Below are 19,252 nucleotides of genomic sequence, written 5' to 3'. Positions count from 1 at the left end.
CTAAACTAGGTAGACATCCGCACTGCACAGATGATCATGCGAGGCCAAAGCCGCAGCACACCGACAGTGTCGCAAGATATGACCGACCTTAGTCATCAAGCCACGGGCGCAGTGTCTCCCACGCCCGCATGGCTAGGCGAGACGATCTACTCAAGAGAAAATCAAGATCCCAGTCGCCCTGAAGCGACGAAATGGGAACATTGAAAGGCGAATAGGTTGCGGATGCTAGGATTGCCTCGCCCTGAGCAGGCAATTCCAAACCAAGCTCACGCGCTTCTTGCCGAAGAGCCTCAAAATCTTCTGGTGTGCGTGCCGCCAGTGCTTTCAGACCCGCGCGTTTCATTGGCCAAGGATGATCCGACATCACTATATTTTGCAGCTTCGGAAGCAAGGTCAGGTTTCCCAGCGAGTGTAGGATGTCCCGGTCCTCATAAATGCGCTGATCCCAAGTTGACCCCACGCCAGATTGCGGCGCTACATGCTCGATTTCCTTCGCAGATAAATCTGACCACGCTACCGGCTCAAGGGTCGGATGAACTCCGACACGGCCTCTAACGGTTAAGCCAGACGCATCCCTGTCAGCTTCCGCGTCATGAGCGGCTGCGATAAGGAGGAACTGCGCCGTTGGTTTCGAGCCTGTATAAATCGGGCACCTTTCAGCTCTTGCAGTCCATCGCTCGACTGTATCGATCTCCTTGTCTTCTAACGCGCTACGAAGCAGCGACTTCAGAAGCCTTATATCAACAGTGCCCACTCGTCCTTTCGGATCTGCCGAAAGCGCGGAAGTACCATCCCCTTCCGCCATCACCTTCCGATAAACTGCATCAATGTTTGCTGTTCCGCCAAATGCCCCACGCCAAAGTGCACTGAAGGACGCACAAGCTTTCATAGCCTTGGACAAATCCGCCACTGCTCGGCGGCGCGCTTCCGGTTCGTTTGCGGCTAGAGCGTGGCCAAAGAACCGAGAAAGCGGGGCTACTGTCACTGTGTGATTCAGGTTTCTAAGGTACTCAAGGCTCACAATGGATTGAGCGTCGGACACTGACAAGTCACCGAACCCGGCCAAACCATCTGCTGTCCAGGCAACGGCCATGAAGTCAGCAACGTCTCCTAGACGTTCAATGAAAGCTGCCCGAAAGCCTTCGCCGCCATCCGGATCATCGAAACGCTTTCTCAGATATCGACGTTGCTCATTCAATTTCGCGCCGAGCTTCTCACCAGTATCTGCAAGTGCGAAAGAAACGAGCATACTCGAAGTAGCTTTTTGAACTTTGTCAGTCTGTTCGATGAATTGATCGAGATAGGTCTTGACCCGCTTCATCTGCCTATGTGCCTCGGAGGCTTCATAAGCTTCTAGACCCTCTGCTTCGATAACTCTTGGCTCAAATGTTTCGAATGCTGTGAGCGGTTCGCCTGTCGTATTCAGCGCTTCGAACATATCGAATGCATCATCTTCGCTACCGGTTTGCACCACCGTAAAGGCCATCCGCTGTTGCGCATAGTGGCCAAATATAAGGCCACAAAATGCGTCTCGGAAACGTCTATCCGCAGGATTATCCTCGAGCGATTGAAGTCGTGATACGACGCTTTCATCAATTTCGTAGCCCAACAATTGCATTCCGAATCCAGGCTTAACTGCATAGTCGAGTAACTCCGGTTGGTCTTCTGACTGCCGGCCCAAACGCTTAAGCCTATTCACAATGTGCGAATACACCCGCAGCACGTTAGCAGAAGGTCCGTCGTCATCGCCAAGGTTACTAGGCCGAAATTCTCGCTGCGATTGCTCTTCTCCGAGAACGTGTGAGATGTATTGCCATATCATGCTCGCGATCGCGCCATCATATTTTGCAGTATCCGGTTGCGACGACCAGACATCCACGAACGACCTGATGATCCGCGGGTAGTACCGATTGAGACCACTGCCGGTCCTTCTATCGAGAATGACGCAGTCTTGGAGCTCGGGTGATAGTTTGTCGATCTCGGTTTTGAGCCAGGTTTCGGCTTCACCTTCGATGCGATCGAAGGTTCGTCTGTGTCGACAAAGTTGATCGTGGAGAGCTATGAAAATCAAAATAAATGTCGAAAGTCTTTGCTGCCCATCAATGATTGTCATGACCGAACGAGGCATTTCGTTTCGATGAACTGGCTTAACTGTCGCATAAGTCGTGTCGTGGATGGCGATCACCGTACCAAGAAAGCTGATCGTCTTGGCTCGGTCGGGAAGTTGACACAGCCCCATCACGACATCTTCGAATAACCGATCAACGTTTCCCTTATCCCACCGATACTCGCGCTGATACGCTGGGATGTAGCAGCCTTGCCCTGGCTCAAGTAAAAATTCTCGAACACTACGCGGATTCGCCCGAAAAGAATCCTTAACATCGATGGTCATTGCTAGAATGCCTCATTCATTTGTTGTGCTTCCAATTGCCCAAACCGGTAGCATTGAAACAGCCGCCCGTTGAAGCAGCGATTTTCATTTCTTCTTCAAGTGATTGTTTTGACCAAACAGGTACATCAAAAGGATACTTATATGTTGCCAAGGACTACTTCTTGAGACCAAGTGCTTTTGATAAATATCTGCTGTGTCGCTCGTAGGTTTCCCTATCTACTCCGGAGAGGCCGGTTTCACTGGAGGCCTCCCTGATTAACCTCGGGATGCTATTCATCCTGCTTTCCAGACCTGTCTTCAGTTCATCTGCCCATTTTGCAACTTGCTCTGCTTCGGCAGGATCAACTTCGTGTGCAAAACGGCGGTATGTCTCGTTCAAGACTGCTGAAGGGCTATCCTCTCGGAGGCGACAGTCAGGACATGCCAAGTGACCTAGAAACGGGAAGCGCTGCTCTCCTGCCAGCAAGCCCGTAAGGTACAGTTCGTCGGGTAGGAAAAAGCCGGAGTTCGGCACCCACTCTGACCTTGCATATCTGACGAGGTCATCTGGTGTAGCACTGCGTTGGAAAACCGCGCAAAAGGCCTCGACACCACGGGCAAGATAGCAGTCGAAATGCCAATCACTGCAGCAGCGTGGATAGCCAAGGGTCAGCTCTTCACTTTGGGAGTGAAGCTGCCCAGACTTGTAGGAATGCGCGATACTTTCAACGCATGTGAGCCAGAAAATTGGCTGAGGAAAGCACATACGATCTGTGAAAGCTTTTTTGACACGAGGGTCATCGATCTTTAGCTCACGTCCGACGAAGTATACTGGAAGCTCTCCTGCACCATAGAAGCAGTTTTGATCACTAATCTCCTTTGCAAGGTCATCGTACATCTCTCGGCGCGCGGGTTGATGTGTCATCGCAAAGAAAGACGGTTTTTCTCCGGACAGGGCGCGAATGAGCTGCAACTTTTCAGCAAGTTGAGACTGCTGATCAACATGGGCTTCTGGATACTTTGAGAACACGCGTTTGAGAAGCACGTAGAGTGGTTCGGCGTCAAACAATCAAAATCATCCCTGAAAAATCCAAACTCCTGAAACAGTGAACATTCTTTCGACCAACAATACCCTCGAAAGCTGTAAGCTTCCACTACAACAAGCTGTACACGAGCTACTCAGATGTATCGCCCGAGCACGCCGCTGTATCACTGGTCAACTCCGGCAGGTCTCGCAGGCTCTGCAGATCGAACGTCACGAGAAACGTCTCCGTCGTCACGAAGGTATGCGGCGCACCGGGCCGCGGTGAGCGCGGACCACTGGCAATCAGATCCTTGTACCGCAGCCGGGCCAATAGATCGCGGCTCACGTCCTTGCCGAAGATGTCCTTGAGACCCGCCCGGTCGATCGGCTGGTGGTAGGCGATTGCGCAGAGTACCCTCATCTCCATCTCGGTGAAGGCGAGCGACGGGTCGCCTAGGTCGGCCGCGGCCTTGATGGCATCGGCAAACTGAGTCTTCGTCCGGAACATCCAGCCACCGGCGACCTGGGCCAACTCATAGGGACGGCCGGCCAGCTCGGTCTGGATGTCTTCGATCAGCATCTCGACCGACGCCCCCTGCCCCACCACGCGGGCCAGGTCCTCCCGGCTCACCGGCGAGGCACTGGCAAAGAGCACCGCCTCGATCCGCCCCATCCATTCGCGCCAACGCAGTTCCTGTGGCAGGTCCTCGAGTTCCTGGTCAAAAACGGCTTCACTATCATCCGCCGGTTTCCGTTTCCGTGTCGCAGTCGTCATGGCGTGACCCCATACAGCCGGAAAGTCGGCCGCCCGGTCAGTTCCCGCGCGACACCGAGTTCGACTAAGCGGTCACAAAACCGCCGCGCAGCGCGCGGCGACATGGGAATCGACGTGCCGCGGACTCTCGGCGAGAGCATTGAGGCCGGCGCCACGGCATCCTCGGTCAGGAACAGCTCGACCGCAGCGTCCGACCCTTTGGCCCGCAGCTTCGGCGCAACGGCGCGAAGGGCCTCGGCGCGTCGGGTCAGATCCCGCGCCACCCGGACCGACTCTTCGATGGCCTCGAGGATCCGCACCTCGGCTGGCAGATCGGCCCCCTGCCCTCCTGCGGTCAGGTCGCGCAGAACCGTCTTTGTCAGACGCTGCGCAGTCACGGGCAGCACCCGCTTCCAATTCAGCGTCCGTGCCATGACGATATCAGACAACAGGCAGGCGACCCGCTCCGCCCGGTCGTCGGCGTCGAGCACGGCGCGCAGGATGGCCAGACAACCCGACAGCGGTCCATGGGCCCTTGCCTCCTCCAAACCCGCATCGAGCCAGACGCCCACCTCGTCTGCAAACTCCGCTCCGACCAAGTCGGCGATCTCGCCGGGTCCGTTCAGCCGAAGCCGCACAGTCTCGCGCCACAAGGCAAGCAGATCACCGTCCGGGCCTCGGGCCTCGCCGGGTGGCGTCAGGTACCAGGCGTCGCGGATATCTGCCCCTCGTGCCATGCGGCCTTCCAGTTTCGAGGTCGCCGTCGCCGCGCTCAGCGCCAGCCGGTTGGCCAGCAGTTTCACCGGCACGCCATACCTGGGATCGCTGACGAGCTGGTCGAGCACCGTTAGGGCTACCCCGGACCGAAAGGCCACAGTTTCAAGCGTTTGCAATCGCCCGGAGGTGACCCAACGGGGTAGGTGCGGTAGCTTGCTCAAGTCGTCGGAAATGGTGGCGGGCTGGTATGTCATAGCACAACACTATCCCTTTACGGCGCTTTCGTCCACAATATGATGTGCAAACCGCCCTACTCTGCAGCTCTATTTGACGTCCAATAAGCTTGCCTTATCGGACATGTATCAGATAGACTAGCAAACGTGGCCGAAACACCCAAAAACCTGCCTCCCGAAGCCGAGAAATCGACCTCAGAGTTGTCTAGCCCCCTGTGTCTGGGCCACTGATCAGGGGTTTCTCTAATATTGTTTCAGGAACGGGTGGGCGCATGTTGAGTGCCTGATGCGGTCGGGTGTGATTGTACTGCCTGAGCCAGTGATTGATGACGATCTGAGCTTGCTTGGTCGTCGTGAACCACTCCGCATTGAGAACCTCTCGCCGTAATGTCCCATTGAAGCGCTCGTTGTATCCGTTCTCCCAGGGTGATCCTGGGTAGATGCGGATGGGCTTGATCCCAACACGCCGAAGCCAGCCCTGCATCGCCTCTGCTGCGAACTCGGGTCCGTTATCGGACCGGATATACTCCGGGGAACCGTGGCGCAGCAGGAGCGGATAGAGTGCTTCGAGAACTTCGTCGGCACCCATCTTGGTGCGGACCACAACAGCCAAGGCCTGCCGCGTGAACTCGTCGAGAACCGTCAGCATCTTGTAACTGCGCCCATTGCTGAGCTTGTCATGCACGAAGTCTATTGCCCAAACATGGTTCGGGTGCGTGGGCCGAAGCCGGATGATCGAGCTGCCCTTGTGGTAGAGCCGCTTGCGCTTTTTGTGCCGCTGCGGAAGCTGCAATCCTTCCTCACGCCAGAGCCGCTCGACCTTCTTGTGATTGACCCGCCAGCCTTCCATGTGAAGCAGCTCCGTGATCTTGCGGTAGCCATATCGCCCGTACTGCTTCGCCAACCGGATCAGAGCCAACCGTAGCGCATCATCGTCTCTCTGTGTTGGCTGATATTGCAGGGAGCTCCGCGCCAGGCCAATCACCCGGCAGGTCCGCCGCTCAGACGTGGCAAGCTTCTGGCGTGTGTGAAGGACGGCCTGACGAAGCTCCTCTGTGGTCAGGCCCTGGGCTTTAGGTGGTTCAGGCTTTCCTTGAGTATGAGCTTGTCCAGTTCGAGCTCGGCGACGATCTTCTTCAGTCGGGCGTTCTCTTTCTCCAAACTCTTCATCTCCGACAGCTGCGACCGGCCCATCCCGCCAAACCGTTTCCGCCAGTTGTAGTATGTCGCGTCGCTGATCCCGACGCCGCGGCATGCAGTGGCCACGTCATCGCCCGCCGTCAGCTTCAGCTCGATCTCACGCAGCAGCTTCAAGATGTCTTCGTCTGAATGTCGCTTCCTCGCCATGCCCAATCCCCCTCTCGCGGCCAATGTAATGGCCCAGTTCTAGGGGGGAAGGACAAGGACGCATGTAGGATTGAGCACCTGTCCTGCGCTATTGATAAGTTACGCGAACCGAAAATCTCGGGCGCGCAGGCAGCGATCTTGCCGCCAATCAGCATCGGCGGTTGGCCTCCGAGCTAGGCTAGCAGGCGCGTCAAAGTTGCGCCCCGAAGGTTTTGTCACACAACTGTAACGGTCGCTTTTCAGGATGCGCTCGCGCACCGGCGCACAGCCGGTCCCCCCAAGCCAGATGAAGTAGCGAGGAAGTCATGTCCCGAAGAGAGATCATTGCGAGCCCCGAGCACGGCAACAAGGCCGAAGCATTCGAGGCGTTCGACGATATCCCGACCAACCCGAATCTGGGGAATACGATCGGGGATGTGATCGCGCGCCGCTATGGTCGCCGGGACTTCCTGCGCGGCTCGCTCGGCGTCACCGCGACCACTGCACTGTTCGGTGCGACGGCCCTGACCGCGCCGCGCCAGGCGGCTGCACAGACCGCCGCCGACAGCCGGTACGTGTTCAACGAGCTTGCCTGGGGCAACGACGTCAACCACCACATCGCGGAGGGCTACAACGCCGACATCCTGGTTCGCTGGGGTGATCCGATCACCGCGGACGCGCCCGAGTTCGACGTCATGAACCAGACGGCCGAGGCACAGTCCCAGCAGTTCGGCTACAACAACGACTATGTGGGCTTTGCCGAGATCGAGCCGGGCCGCGGCATGCTCTGCGTCAACCACGAATACACCAACGAGGAGGTCATGTTCCCGGGTCTCGGCCGTCAGGACCGCGCCGGGTTCGAGGGCATGACCGAGGAGCTGGTGAACATCGAGATGGCGGCCCATGGCGGCTCCGTCTTCGAGATCGTGAAGGGCGACGACGGCCGCTGGTCGGTCAACCGCAACAACCCGGCCAACCGCCGGATCACCGCGAACACCCCGATCACCTTCGACGGCCCTGCCGCCGGTCACCCGCGCCTGCGCACCTCCGCCGATCCCGCGGGCATGACGGTGCTGGGCACCATCAACAACTGTGCCGGCGGCATGACGCCCTGGGGCACCTACCTGATGGCCGAGGAGAACTTCCACGGCTACTTCTGGACCGACGTGCTCGATGGCGAGGGCGATCCGGACGTCTCCGCCCAGCCCGAGGCCGCGTCGATGGAGCGCTACGGCGTGCCCGGCCGCTGGTATGCCTGGGGCCAGTACCATGACCGCTTCAACATCGACCGCGAGCCGAACGAGCCCAACCGCTTCGGCTACATCGTCGAGGTCGATCCGCTGAACCCCGACGCGATGCCGATCAAGCACACCGCGCTTGGCCGCTTCCGCCACGAGGGCGCGGAGACCACCATCGCCTCCGACGGGCGGCTGGTGATCTACTCGGGCGACGACAACCGCTTCGACTATCAGTACAAGTGGGTCTCCGCCGAGCCAGTGACGGAGGAGAACAGCCATTTCGGCTCGACGCTGCTGTCGGAGGGCACGCTCTATGTCGCGCGGTTCGACGACAACGGCACGGTGCACTGGCTGCCGCTGGTCCACGGCCAGGGCCCGCTGACCGCGGAGAACGGGTTCGAGAGCCAGGCCGATATCGCCATCGACACGCGCCTCGCCGCCGACCTCTTGGGTGCGACGCCGATGGACCGGCCCGAGGACGCGCAGCCGCGCGGCGACGGCACGGCCTACATCATGCTCACCAACAACTCCCGCCGGGCGCCGGAGCAGGTGGATGCCGCCAACCCGCGGCCCGAGAGCAATTTCGGCCACATCATCGAGATCAAGGAAGAAGGCGGCAACCACTCCGCCGAGTTTGGCACCTGGTCGATCCTCGTCCTCTGCGGTGATCCCGAGATCGAGGAGGTGGGCGCCCAGTGGAACCCCGAAACCTCGGAGAACGGCTGGTTCGGCTCGCCGGACAACTGCGCGATCGACAATGCGGGTCGGCTCTGGATCTCGACCGATCAGGGCGGCAACTGGGGCAGGACGGGCAAGTCCGACGGCCTCTACTCGCTGGAGACCGAAGGTGAGCTGCGCGGCCACTCCAAGCTCTTCTTCCGCTGCCCGGTCGGCGGTGAGCTCTGCGGGCCGTACTTCGCGGATGAGAGCCGGACGCTGTTCCTCGCGGTCCAGCACCCGGGCACGGACGGCACGTCGGACTTCGCGGGCTTCGAGCGGGACTCCACGTTTGAGGACCCGGCGACCCGCTGGCCCGACTTCGACGACAACATGCCGCCGCGCCCGTCGGTTGTGGTCGTCACCAAGGAAGACGGCGAGCCCATCGCGGTCTGACCCTATCGGCTGATCCAAAGGGAGGCCCGGCATTGCGCCGGGCCTTTCTCTTTAGAAGCCGTTGTTGTGGCGTAAAGCGCCACCTCGTCGTCAGAGCGAAAGGCTGAGCGTCACCATGCTGATCCAGGCGATGGCAGCACCGGCTGCGATCTGAAGCGCTGGCACCGCGAGTGACATGCCCCTGCCGCCGGCCGAGGCGAATGTGAGGCCCCGGGCGGCGGTGCTCGACACCGCCACGATGCTCGTCAGGGCGGCGGTGCCCATGCCCATGACCACGACGGCGGCGGCGCCGGCCAGGCGGATGTCCATCTGCCAGGCGATCACGAGGAGGAAGATCGCGCCGGTGCAGGGGCGGATCGCGATGCTCGCGACCAGAACGGCAGCCTCGCGCCACGATGCGAGGCGGGCGACCTGGTCCGGGGACGGCCCGTGCGAATGGCAGCCGCAATCGTGTTCCGCGTGGTGGTGGCTCGGCTCAGGCGCATTGCGCCGAATGAGAGCCCGCCCGCCGCGCCAGACGAGGATCAGGCCGACGGCGGCGATGGCAAGGTAGCTGGCCGGGGCGAGGATGTCCTCCGCCAGCGTGGTCATCTGGCGGGCCGAGACCTCCAGCAGCAGAAAGCCGCCATAGACCAGCGCGATGGCCCAGAGCGCCTGCATCAGGCTCGACACGAGCGCGATGCCCAACAGGCGGGTGGCGGAGACTGAGGTCCCGAGGCCGACGCCGCCGATCAGGTACTTGCCGTGCCCGGGCCCCACGGCGTGGACGAAGCCATAGGCCCCTGCCGCCGCGAGAAGTGCCGCGACAGCGCCCGCATCCCCGGATCGCAGGGCGCGGATCGCAGTCGCCATGTGGTTCTGGAAGCTGCGCTGCTGTTCGGCCGCCCACCGCGCGACGCTGTCGAAATCGACGCTGAGGGACACGGCGAGGATCGCGGCCGCAACCAGAATGAAGGGGAGGATTAGTCGCATCGCAGGGCAATCCTGTCGGCGAAGAGGGCGCCGACATTCTCGATCGCGGGGGTTTCCTCGCGGCCGAGCTCGAAGAGGGTCATCTCCAACGCCGCGAGCTGCGTGTCGGGCTCGAAGGGGACCACCTGCGCCGCGCAGCCGCCGGGCTCGCCAAGCAGTTGCGGCGCATTGGCGATCGACAGAGCGTAGAAATAGGTCGCCTCGTAGAAGGCGAGTTCGACGTCCTTCTGCTCCAGCGCGATGGGCCTCTCGAGTTGCCGGGTGAAGGTCAATTCCAGACGACCCTCGACGAGGCGGGCGCCGAGCGCGCTCGGCCGCTCAAGGGCGATGTCTTCGCCCTCCACCGTGAGGTGCGCGGTGCCCTCGAAATCCTCCGGCCATTCGCGTTGCTGCCCCACCAACTGCTGTCGATCCGCCTCATCGAGCCCCCCCTCGTCGTTCAGGCTGATATCGTAGGATGACAGAATGTAGAGCGTTTCGAACTCGTCGTAGAGCCAGGTCACCTCGAGCGCTTCGAGAACCGCCCCCTCGCGCAGCACGAAGTCGACACCGCCGTCGATGAAGACGTGGGGATGGGCGAAGGCGGGCGCCGCCGCGAGGGCGCCAAGCGCCAGGCCGATATTCCTGAGGGAAGGCATCATGCGGGTGCGGCGACCGGCTCGGCGGCAAGGCGGTCGAACGGGCGGAGCTCGGGCAGGAACCGTCCGAGCATCTCGGGCAGGGCCGCGCGGCCATCGCCACTGACGATCACCACGATGCGCGTTGCGTCGATCCCCTCCGGCCACCCGTCGATGAGCCGCGGTGGGCTGGCGATATGGCCCACGACATGGAGCACGCGGGGTCTGGAGGGCTGGCCGGTGATCTCCACCAAGCCCTTGATGCGCAACAGGTCGCGGCCGAAGCTCGCCTGAAGGGCCGCGATCGCATCCTCCAGCGCCCACGGATCGATCGGTCCTGTGGCGGAGAAGCAGAAGGCCGACGCCGTGTCGCCGTGGGCATTGATGTCGTGGTGGTGATGGTGGTCGTGCCCGTGGTGATCATGGCCGTGACCGTGATGATGGCCGGATCCAGCATGGTCGTCGTGGCCGAAGCGCAGCCAGCCTTGCACGTCCGGCGCTTTCCCCGACGGATCGAAGGCGGCGAGGGAGAAGACCGTCTCCGCGGACACCTGATCGGCGTCGAGCACACGTGCGTTCGGGTTCAACCGGCTGAGGGTCTGGCGCAGCTCCGCCAGTTCCCGTTGCGACGCCGGGTCCCGCGCGAGGTCGCCCTTCGTCACGATCATGAGGTCCGCGACCGCGGCCTGCCGCTGCGCCTCATCGAAGCGCTCGATGGCGTCCGCACCGCCCACGGCGTCGACCAGCGTCACGACGCCGTTCAGCGTGAAGCGGCTGAGCATGTAGTCGTTCGTCATGAAGGTCTGCAGCACGGGCGCCGGATCGGCGAGACCCGTCGTCTCGATAACCACACGCGAGAAGCTGGGGCCGACGCCGCGCTCGGCCTCATCCAGCAGGCGCAGCAGGGTCAGCCGGACGTCGCCCGTCACTGTGCAGCACAGGCATCCCGTCGACATGGCGAAGGCGCGGTCATCGGCCTGCGCGATAAGACCGCCGTCGACGCCCGCCTCACCGAATTCGTTCACGATCACCGCCGTGTCACCGAAACCCGGTTCCGTCATCAGGCGGTTGAGCAACGTCGTCTTCCCGGCTCCCAGAAAGCCGGTCAGGATCGTGACCGGAATACGCGTCATGTCTCGAACTCCCCCATCGCGAGGGGATGCCCTCGCCCCCAGATCTTACCAGCATCCTTTGCCAGAAGTCTGCTCTGAAGGCGATCGAGTTCGCGCAGGGCGCTCGCTTCGTCCCGCGTGCGAGCGTAAGCGGCCTCGAACGCGCGCCGCACCGAGCGGGGGCGCCACGGTAGGGCTGCGGAGGCGAGCCACGCCCGCAGCTCCGTCGGCAGGCGGTCGTATTCGCGCATCGGGTCTTCGGATCGGCGGCGGCACTTGAGGCTCGTCCGGCCGCGGTTTCCTGACATCAGGATTCTTCCTCCGGATCGGAGATCGGATCGAGCACGAGGACCAGCCGCGTCTCACCCGTTCCCTCGATCGGCGGGGAACGGTGCAGGAGGCCGGAGCGGGGATGCTCCGGCCAGAGCGTGCCGCGCAGGACGATTGGCGCACCGGTCTGTGTGGTGAAGACGCGGCGCGGCTCGGCCCCGTCGGGGGAGATCCCGTATTGCGTCCCGGTGCCGCGATAGGTGCAGACGAGCCGCGACGTGACCGCGTCGATGTGAAACCGCTCGCAGGCATTCGTGGTCACGACGTCGAACCGCAGTCGGAGGTGGCGCGCCTTCACCAGCCCCGTGAACATGTCGGCGAGGTCCACGGCGTCGTCGATCAGCCAGTTCCGCTCCGCCCCCTCCGGCAGTCCGGCGAGATCACAGGTCTTCACCACCGCATCGCGTACATCTTCCGCATGCAGGATCATGCGGCCGCGCGGCAGTTGCTGGGGCTTCAGCGTGTCGAGCCAGTGCTGAACGTGCGGCGGGGTCTGACGCCGCCAGATCACGGCGGCGCATCCCGGCTGGTGCAGCGCCGACAGACCTTCCGCCGTGTCGGCAACTCCAACGCCGATCGCGGCGTCTTCGACGACTTCCCGAACCAGCGTCATGCCGCAGCCTCCGCCCGGCGCCAGGCCGGGAACGGATCGGGAAGGTCGGGCAGCTCATCGAGACCGCCCGCGACGACCGCCGGCAGCAGTGCTGCATCGAGCCGCGCCTTCAGCGCCGGCCAATCGATGCCGCTGCCGATGAAGACGATCTCCTGCCGGCGGTCGCCCCACGGCTCCTGCCAGTGCTGCGTCATGTACTCACGCGCGCCGTCGTGATCGGGCCAGCGGTCCTTGGGCACCGCGGCCCACCACGTGCCGAGCGGGGTGACGGAGGACAGGGCCCCGGCGAGCGAGAACTCGGCGACCCAGTCCGGCCGCGTCGCGATCCAGAAGTGTCCCTTCGCACGGATCACACCCGGCATGTCGTTGTTCAGCACCTCCATGATCTTTTCCGGCACGAAGGGCTGGCGTGCGCGGTAGACGAAGCTGGTCACGCCGTATTCCTCGGTCTCCGGCACATGATCCGCGAAGCCGTAGAGCTCCTTGGCCCACATCGGATGTTCATGCGCCTTCTGGAAGTCGAAGAGCCCGGTGTCGAGGATCGTGTCGGCCGGTACGTCCGAGTGGTTGGTCTCGATGATCCGGGTGTCGGCATTGAGGCTGCGGATGATCTTGCGCGCCGCGTCGACCTGCTCGGGCGTCGCGTCGGCCACCTTGTTGAGGATCACCACGTCGGCGAACTCGATCTGGTCGGTGAGGAGGTGGACGAGCGTGCGCTCATCCTCCTCACCCAGCGTCTCGCCCCGGTCGCGCAGGAAGTCGTGGCTGGAGTAGTCCTTGAGCAGGTTCACGGCGTCCACGACCGTGACCATCGTGTCGAGGCGTGCGACATCGGACAGGCTGTCGCCCGCCTCATCGCGGAAGTCGAAGGTGGCCGCGACCGGCAGCGGCTCGGAGATGCCGGTGGACTCGATCAGCAGGTAATCGAACCGCCCCTCCGCCGCGAGGCGCCGCACCTCGGCCAGCAGGTCGTCGCGCAGGGTGCAGCAGATGCAGCCGTTCGACATCTCCACCAACGTCTCGTCGGTGCGGGAGAGTTCCGTGTCGGCGCGCACCAGATCGGCGTCGATATTCACCTCGGACATGTCGTTGACGATGACCGCGACGCGGCGGCCGTCCCGGTTGTTCAGGACGCGGTTCAGGAGCGTCGTCTTGCCCGCGCCGAGAAAGCCGGAGAGGACGGTGACGGGCAGGCGGGGATCGTGAACGTTCATGGGGTTTCCTCTCCTCAGGAGCTCAGCGCCCGCGCGAGCGTCGTCGCGTTGTGGCGCATCATGTCTGGATCAGCGGGCGCGGGGTCGGACAGCGCGCTTGTGTTGGTGAAGATCTGCTTGGACAGGCCAACGGCACGCTTAGGCGCCACCTGTGAGAGCCGCTGTTGCGTGACCACAGGCCTGCTCATCAACCACCTCTTCGAGTTCGATAGACGCTTAGTATGTTATAACATAACATGTATCAAGCGTGCGATCCGAAGGAAGCGGCATTCTTTCCGGTCTGCGGAGGTCGTAAGGCATCGGATCTCGCGGCGTACTGCAGCCATCGCTCCACCAAGTGCGATGACCGGCAGACGATCGATCGCCCCTCAGGAACCCCAAGCAAGCGACAACATCTGGACCGCATCACGAAAGTGCCGACTGGCCTGCGGTGGACGGATTATTCAGCGGATCAATTCAAGGAATTGGTGGCGCACCCATCAGGATTCGAACCTGAGACCTCTGCCTTCGGAGGGCAGCGCTCTATCCAGCTGAGCTATGGGTGCGTCGCCGCGGGTCTTACTGTAGAAGAGCCGGCAGCGCAAACGGTTCTTCGGGCGGGGTATGTGCTTCAACATCCTGATGGTAGTGCAGCGCGGGCGGCTCGCCTACGAGGCCGTTCTGGCGCTCGCATCGCTGCCGAAGAGCACGCGGGTTCTGCTGGCGGAGCCGCAGCCCGGGCCGCTCTGGCCGGAGGATCCGCGGGTCGGGGATGATGATCTCTATGAGTTTTATCGCGCGCGGGGTGCCGAGGTTGTTCCCCTGCGCAACCGGGTGTTCGGGGCGGCCTACCCGCACGGCAACAAGATCGAGGCGCTGGGTCTCCTGCCCGAGGGCGAGCCGTTCCTGTTCCTCGACACCGACACACTTTTTCTGCGGGAGCCGGACCTGCCGGATCAGCTCTTCGAGCGGCCCGCAGCCAGCCTACGGCGCGTGGCGAGTTGGCCGAAGGTGAGCTCCGAAGAGCAGCGCGCTGAGATATGGCAGGCGCTCTATAACCGGTTCGGCATCGCGTTGCAGGAGGACGAACGGTGGCCCGTCGGCGATTGGCGGCGCTTTCCCTACTTCAATGCAGGCTGGGTTCTGGGGCCCTGCCCGCACAGGTTCGGTGCGCAGTGGCACGAGATCGCGGAGGCGATCTGGCGGGAGCCGGGACCTGTGCTGGAGGAGCAGGCGCTGACGCCGTGGCTCGACCAGATCGCGCTACCGCTGACCATCGCGGCGGAAGGTGGGGTGCAGCGGGACGTTCCAGGGCTGGACGGCGACATTACCTGTCACTGGCGCACTCTGCCGCTCGCCTATGCGCGGGAGAGTGATGCGGTGATCGCGCGGCTGGAGGAGGTCGCGCAGGTGCCGCGGATCAAGAAGCTGCTAAAGCGGTATCCACCGTTTCACCAGATGCTCTATCGCGGTGGCGGCGCCGAGGTGCGCGCCATGTTTGCCGATGGGGTGGCGGAAGACGAGGCCGTTATCCGGCGGCGTTTGAAGGATGCGCGGCTGTGGGTGCGATAGGGTTTGCAATCTGAGTACTCAGCCTGCCTGCCCGCCGGGCCGCGCCCGACCTCCCCACGGAGGGCGCGTTGGCAATGTCGGACGCCGAGAGCGCGACGTGGATGCTTTAGGGTGCTGGCCCCTCAAATCCGTTTCAAAAGCGCCCTCCAGGTCGGGCGCGGACCTCCATGCGTCGAGGGTTCTTCAATTCAACGCTGCTTCGGCACGTCGATCATCCGCCCCAGGAACGCCCCGGCGAAGATGTGGACGTGGAGGTGCGGCACCTCCTGGTGGGCGTCCGGCCCTGCGTTGGTGAGCATGCGGTAGCCGCTGGCCATGTCCGGCGTCACGCCGAGCTTGCGGGCGACCTCCCCGACCGTGCGGACGTAGTCCGAGATCTCCGCGTCACTCGCCTCCGCCGCGAAGTGGTCGAAGGTGACATAGGCACCCTTCGGGATCACCAGAACGTGTTGCGGTGCCTGCGGGTTGATGTCCTCGAAGGCGAGCGAGTGCTCCGTCTCCATCACCGTCTTGTTCGGGATCTCGCCCCGCAGGATCTTCGCGAAGATGTTCTGATCGTCGTAATCGTAGGCCATGCGGGCTCTCCTCACGGGTCAGTCGAAGGGGATTTCCTGGGCCGCCATCTCGCGCGCGGCGGCCAGCGGCAGGTCGAGGAAGCGGGCGATCTCCTCGGCCGCGCGATCTGCGCCATCGGAGGGTGCGAGGCTGTGGAAGCGGCTCAGTTCCATGTCGCGGATCGCCTCGCTCTCATCCTTGAACTGGCGGTCGAGCGTGCCGATCAGGGAGCCCGCCTCGGCAAGCGCGGCGCCTTCAGGCACCAGGTGGTTCCGCTTGGCGTGGCCCAGCAGGTAGTCATCATCGATACTGGTGCGCAGCTCCATCACGCGCAGGCTGCACTGGTCCGAGCGGATGTCGCGCAGCGCGTCGATGTTGGCGGGGTCGAGGCAGATCATCAGCCGGTCGGTCTCGTGATACTCGAAGAGCATCCGCAGGACCGCGCGCCGGTGGCGGCCACGCTTGGCCTTCGACGTCTCGATCCCGCCAAGCGGGGGCAACGCGCCCGCATCCTCATCGAACACGTAGCCCAGCGCGGGTGGGCCGCCGGCGCGGCGGGCGGCCGCGACAAAGCGCTTGGCGACGTGATACTTCTTGCAGACGACGACCAGCATCTCCTGCCCGCGGCCGATCTGGCCGCCGCGCTCCCAGAACCGCCGCGCATGCCGCCGCCCGATGCGCCCGCGGCCGGTGACGTAGGAGTAGAGCTGCGGTGCGGTGTCGGAGGTCGCCACCTCCTCCGCCGGATCTGCATAGAGCTCCGTCAACCGCTGGCGCAGATCATCCGCATTGGGCGAGATCTTGCGGGCGAAGAGGTAGCCCTGCGTCCGGATCAGATCGAAATGGTCATCATGCAGCACCAGCGGCAGACCGTAGTCGGAGAAGGCGAGGAAGGTCAGCGTCCGGTTCCGAACCTCCTTCCTCGGCGTGACGTGCATTACGAGGCTCTGGAAGAAGGTCTCGTCCGGGATCCACGTCGTGCGGAAGAAGCGGACGATGTCGGGCCGCTCCTCGATCAGCTTCAGGATCCGCTCCAGCGTCACCCGGCGCAGGACGCACCATTGCGAGCCGATGTGGATCTGCAGGCCCTCGGGCAGCGTGCGGGAGAGGCCCAGCGTCTTCTGCACCGCGAGGCTGCCGTAGAACAGCGGCTTGCGCGTGCGCTCGTTGAAGAAGTGGCGATAGATCAGCCGCTCCTCCCGGATGCCGGTCTTGATCCACTCGCTCTCGAAGAAGTCGTGATGCTCCACGAAATCGGCGTCGTGGTCGGCGAGGAAGCGGGCGATGTGGGCGCGCGGCTTGATCGGCAGGCAGTCGCCGGAGAGGAAGTAGAAATGCGTCGCCTCCGAAAACGCCTCCCGGGCCGCGCGCAATGCGTTGAGGGTCGCGGCCACGAGGCTCCACTCGCCCCAGCCGCATTTCACCCGCTCGGCGAAGGTGACGCGATCGTCGTCCTTCAGCGCATCGCGTATCCTCTCGAAGACCTCCGGCGCGCTCTTGTCCACGTGGATCGCGATGCGGTCACCGTGGCTGACGAGCAACCGTGCCTGCTCGATCACGCGCTCCGGGTCGCGGTGGCACAGAAGGATATAGGCGATCTGGACCATGCGGCTCCCGTCCGGTGACCCCGCTTTCTTGACTCCCGTCCGGCGCTGAGGTCAAGGAAGGGTTCTCCGTCGAACGAGGATGCTTCATGCCCTTCCCAGGCACCTGGATGACCGAAAGCCGCTCGGTGGTGTACCGCGTGGTGCCCAAATGCGCCTGCTCCACCATCGGGCAGATCATGTACTACACCGATCACGGGCGGTACTTCGACGGCGATATCCACGACGCGCAGGACGGCATCCACAAATGGGCGATCGAGGAGAGCAAGCCGCTCCTCGAAAGGGCGGTGACGGAGCGGGAGATCTACGCCTTCACCGCCGTGCGGAACCCCTACAGCCGCATCCTGTCGAGCTTCTTCGACAAGATCGCGGGCATCCAGCGCAACGGAAAGCGGTATCGCGGCAACCTCGTGCCGATGCTCACCAAGCGCTACGGCGTAGAGGTCGAGGGCGACTTCGACCAGATCAAGTCGTTCCGCCGCTTCCTGCTCTTCGTGCGCGACACCATCCGCTTTCACAAGCCGATGGACCCGGACATTCACTGGTCGGCCTGCTCCGGCCACGTTTCGACGATGATCCGCAACGGCGGGCGCTACAACCACATCTTCCCGACGGAGCAATTCGCGGACGGGATGAAGCATGTGCTCGGCCAGATCGAGACGGCGCACGAGATCGATGTCGACACCATGCCCCGCTTCAACGAGAGCGCGGATCATGGCCCGCGGCAGGCGCATCCGATCGAGGACTATTTCGACGACCTGTCAAACTTCATCATGCTCGATATCTACCGGCGCGACTTCAACCTCTTCAAGTACGCGAAAGAGCCGAACCGGAACCCGCCCGCGAAGGAGATCGACCTCGATGAGGTTCATGCGAAGCTCGCGAAATAGGGACGGGCTGCCCGACCTCGCCGAGATCGATGCGACGTGGAAACGGCTGCGGGGCCGGGTTGCGCGCACGCCGCTGATGGACCTGACGGGCTCCCGTCTGGAGCCGGACCTTCCCGAGGGCGCGCGGGTCTGGATGAAGATGGAGCTGTTCCAGAAGGCCGGCAGCTTCAAGGCGCGCGGCGTAACGCTCGCCGTCGATGCGCTGCCGGACGGGGCGGAGGTGATCGCGGCCTCGGGCGGCAACCATGCCCTCGCGATGGCGAGTGCGGCGGGGACACGCGCGCATCTCATCATGCCCGAGGCTGCCGATCCCGGCACCGTCGCCGCGTGCGAGGCGCTGGGCGCCACCATCGAGCGGACGCCGGGCACCAAGACGGATCTGGCCCTGCTGGCCGCGCGGGCGGAGGAGACGGGCCGTGTCCCGCTCCACCCTTTCGAGTCGCGCCACATGATCCTGGGCGCCGCGACCTGCGGCTATGAGATCGTGAAAACGCAGCCCGAGCTCGACGCGGTGATCGTACCGGTGGGCGGCGGCGGGCTGATCGCGGGCGTGGCGTTGGCGGTGAAGCTGTTCTCCCCGGCCTGCGAGGTCATCGGGGTGGAGCCCGAGGGCGCCGACAGCATCTCCCGCTCGCTGACCGCCGGGGAGCCGGTCGTTCTGGATCAGGTGGAGACGATGGCCGTCAGCCTCGCGGCGCCTCGCGCGGAGCCCCTGACCTTTGGCGCGATCCAAAAGCACGTGGACGAGGTCGTCCGCCTGCCGGACGCGGCCTTTCCCCCGGCCATGCGCCGGATGCGGGAGGCTCTCTCGCTGATGGTCGAGCCTGCTTGCGCGGCCGCACTTGCAGCACTCACCGGCCCGTTGCGCGACAGGCTGGCGGGCAAGCGTGTGGCCATTATCGCCTGCGGCTCCAACATCTCGGACGCGAACTGGGATCGGCTAGCGGCAGCCCAACCGTCCCGGCCCTGAGCCGGGACCTTTCGCAACTGATCGGAACGGCCCCGGATCAAGTCCGGG

General features: G+C 63.2%; 18 protein-coding genes and 1 tRNA gene. 4 read left to right on the top strand and 15 right to left on the bottom strand.

Annotated elements, in window-relative coordinates:
* Window positions 1-88: 88 nt before the first annotated feature.
* The 5 genes from I0K15_RS09850 to I0K15_RS09830 all read right to left on the bottom strand — a co-directional run bounded on the left by I0K15_RS09850 (window position 89) and on the right by I0K15_RS09830 (window position 6,446).
* The gene (locus I0K15_RS09850; protein WP_196105262.1) at window positions 89-2,392 is read right to left on the bottom strand and encodes a DUF262 domain-containing protein; all 2,304 of its coding nucleotides are present in this window, start codon (window positions 2,390-2,392) and stop codon (window positions 89-91) included.
* Between the two features lie 154 nt (window positions 2,393-2,546).
* Window positions 2,547-3,440, bottom strand: coding sequence for a hypothetical protein (locus I0K15_RS09845; RefSeq protein ID WP_196105261.1), 894 nt, complete (start codon window positions 3,438-3,440; stop codon window positions 2,547-2,549).
* Window positions 3,441-3,546: 106 nt separating this feature from the next.
* The gene (gene scpB / locus I0K15_RS09840) at window positions 3,547-4,170 is read right to left on the bottom strand and encodes an SMC-Scp complex subunit ScpB (protein WP_196105260.1); all 624 of its coding nucleotides are present in this window, start codon (window positions 4,168-4,170) and stop codon (window positions 3,547-3,549) included.
* Window positions 4,167-5,120: a DUF1403 family protein gene (locus I0K15_RS09835; RefSeq protein WP_196105259.1), complete on the bottom strand. Its 954-nt coding sequence runs from the start codon at window positions 5,118-5,120 to the stop codon at window positions 4,167-4,169. The genes scpB and I0K15_RS09835 overlap by 4 nt, the downstream gene beginning before the upstream one ends.
* Before the next feature lie 184 nt (window positions 5,121-5,304).
* Window positions 5,305-6,446 (bottom strand): IS3 family transposase gene (locus I0K15_RS09830; protein ID WP_422393987.1). Its coding sequence is split into 2 segments (ribosomal slippage): window positions 5,305-6,183 and window positions 6,186-6,446, totalling 1,140 coding nucleotides; the frame shifts between segments, so codons are not numbered across the junction.
* Window positions 6,447-6,751: 305 nt separating this feature from the next.
* Between I0K15_RS09830 and I0K15_RS09825 the strand changes: the two genes are divergently transcribed.
* Entirely contained in the window at window positions 6,752-8,776 is a 2,025-nt protein-coding gene (locus I0K15_RS09825; RefSeq protein WP_196105258.1) for a PhoX family protein, read from the top strand.
* A gap of 90 nt (window positions 8,777-8,866) precedes the next feature.
* On the opposite strand, the gene I0K15_RS09820 is transcribed toward I0K15_RS09825, so the two are convergent.
* From I0K15_RS09820 to I0K15_RS09785, 8 genes are all read right to left on the bottom strand, one after another.
* Window positions 8,867-9,748 carry a nickel/cobalt transporter gene (locus tag I0K15_RS09820; protein ID WP_196105257.1) on the bottom strand — a complete coding sequence of 294 codons (882 nt, stop codon included), beginning with the start codon at window positions 9,746-9,748 and terminating at the stop codon, window positions 8,867-8,869.
* Entirely contained in the window at window positions 9,739-10,389 is a 651-nt protein-coding gene (locus tag I0K15_RS09815; protein WP_230374372.1) for a DUF1007 family protein, read from the bottom strand. Before I0K15_RS09815 ends, I0K15_RS09820 begins: the two co-directional genes overlap by 10 nt.
* Window positions 10,386-11,498: a CobW family GTP-binding protein gene (locus I0K15_RS09810; protein WP_196105255.1), complete on the bottom strand. Its 1,113-nt coding sequence runs from the start codon at window positions 11,496-11,498 to the stop codon at window positions 10,386-10,388. Before I0K15_RS09810 ends, I0K15_RS09815 begins: the two co-directional genes overlap by 4 nt.
* On the bottom strand, window positions 11,495-11,785 hold the full coding sequence (locus I0K15_RS09805) for a DUF6525 family protein (RefSeq protein ID WP_196105254.1): 291 nt from the start codon (window positions 11,783-11,785) through the stop codon (window positions 11,495-11,497). The genes I0K15_RS09810 and I0K15_RS09805 overlap by 4 nt, the downstream gene beginning before the upstream one ends.
* Entirely contained in the window at window positions 11,785-12,420 is a 636-nt protein-coding gene (locus I0K15_RS09800; protein ID WP_196105253.1) for a DUF1826 domain-containing protein, read from the bottom strand. Before I0K15_RS09800 ends, I0K15_RS09805 begins: the two co-directional genes overlap by 1 nt.
* The gene (locus tag I0K15_RS09795) at window positions 12,417-13,634 is read right to left on the bottom strand and encodes a GTP-binding protein (protein WP_196105252.1); all 1,218 of its coding nucleotides are present in this window, start codon (window positions 13,632-13,634) and stop codon (window positions 12,417-12,419) included. The genes I0K15_RS09800 and I0K15_RS09795 overlap by 4 nt, the downstream gene beginning before the upstream one ends.
* A gap of 14 nt (window positions 13,635-13,648) precedes the next feature.
* Window positions 13,649-13,822, bottom strand: a complete 174-nt coding sequence (locus I0K15_RS09790) for a hypothetical protein (protein ID WP_196105251.1) — start codon at window positions 13,820-13,822, stop codon at window positions 13,649-13,651.
* Between the two features lie 280 nt (window positions 13,823-14,102).
* Window positions 14,103-14,179, bottom strand: a tRNA-Arg gene (locus tag I0K15_RS09785).
* Window positions 14,180-14,237: 58 nt separating this feature from the next.
* Between I0K15_RS09785 and I0K15_RS09780 the strand changes: the two genes are divergently transcribed.
* A complete protein-coding gene (locus I0K15_RS09780; protein ID WP_196105250.1) occupies window positions 14,238-15,185 on the top strand; it encodes a hypothetical protein in 948 nt (315 codons plus the stop codon).
* 188 nt (window positions 15,186-15,373) lie between these two features.
* Here I0K15_RS09780 and I0K15_RS09775 read toward each other — a convergent pair whose 3' ends face one another.
* Window positions 15,374-15,760, bottom strand: a complete 387-nt coding sequence (locus I0K15_RS09775) for a histidine triad nucleotide-binding protein (RefSeq protein ID WP_196105249.1) — start codon at window positions 15,758-15,760, stop codon at window positions 15,374-15,376.
* Window positions 15,761-15,778: 18 nt separating this feature from the next.
* On the bottom strand, window positions 15,779-17,347 hold the full coding sequence (locus tag I0K15_RS09770; RefSeq protein WP_196105248.1) for a DUF5928 domain-containing protein: 1,569 nt from the start codon (window positions 17,345-17,347) through the stop codon (window positions 15,779-15,781).
* Window positions 17,348-17,433: 86 nt separating this feature from the next.
* Between I0K15_RS09770 and I0K15_RS09765 the strand changes: the two genes are divergently transcribed.
* The gene (locus I0K15_RS09765) at window positions 17,434-18,234 is read left to right on the top strand and encodes a sulfotransferase family protein (RefSeq protein WP_196105247.1); all 801 of its coding nucleotides are present in this window, start codon (window positions 17,434-17,436) and stop codon (window positions 18,232-18,234) included.
* Window positions 18,206-19,204: a threonine ammonia-lyase gene (locus I0K15_RS09760; RefSeq protein ID WP_230374371.1), complete on the top strand. Its 999-nt coding sequence runs from the start codon at window positions 18,206-18,208 to the stop codon at window positions 19,202-19,204. Before I0K15_RS09765 ends, I0K15_RS09760 begins: the two co-directional genes overlap by 29 nt.
* The last annotated feature ends 48 nt before the right edge of the window (window positions 19,205-19,252 follow it).

The sequence above is a fragment of the Pontivivens ytuae genome, assembly GCF_015679265.1.
GTDB classification, from domain to species: domain Bacteria; phylum Pseudomonadota; class Alphaproteobacteria; order Rhodobacterales; family Rhodobacteraceae; genus Pontivivens; species Pontivivens ytuae.
Note: the sequence above shows the minus strand (reverse complement) of the source record. Positions and strands in the feature narration are given on the sequence as shown.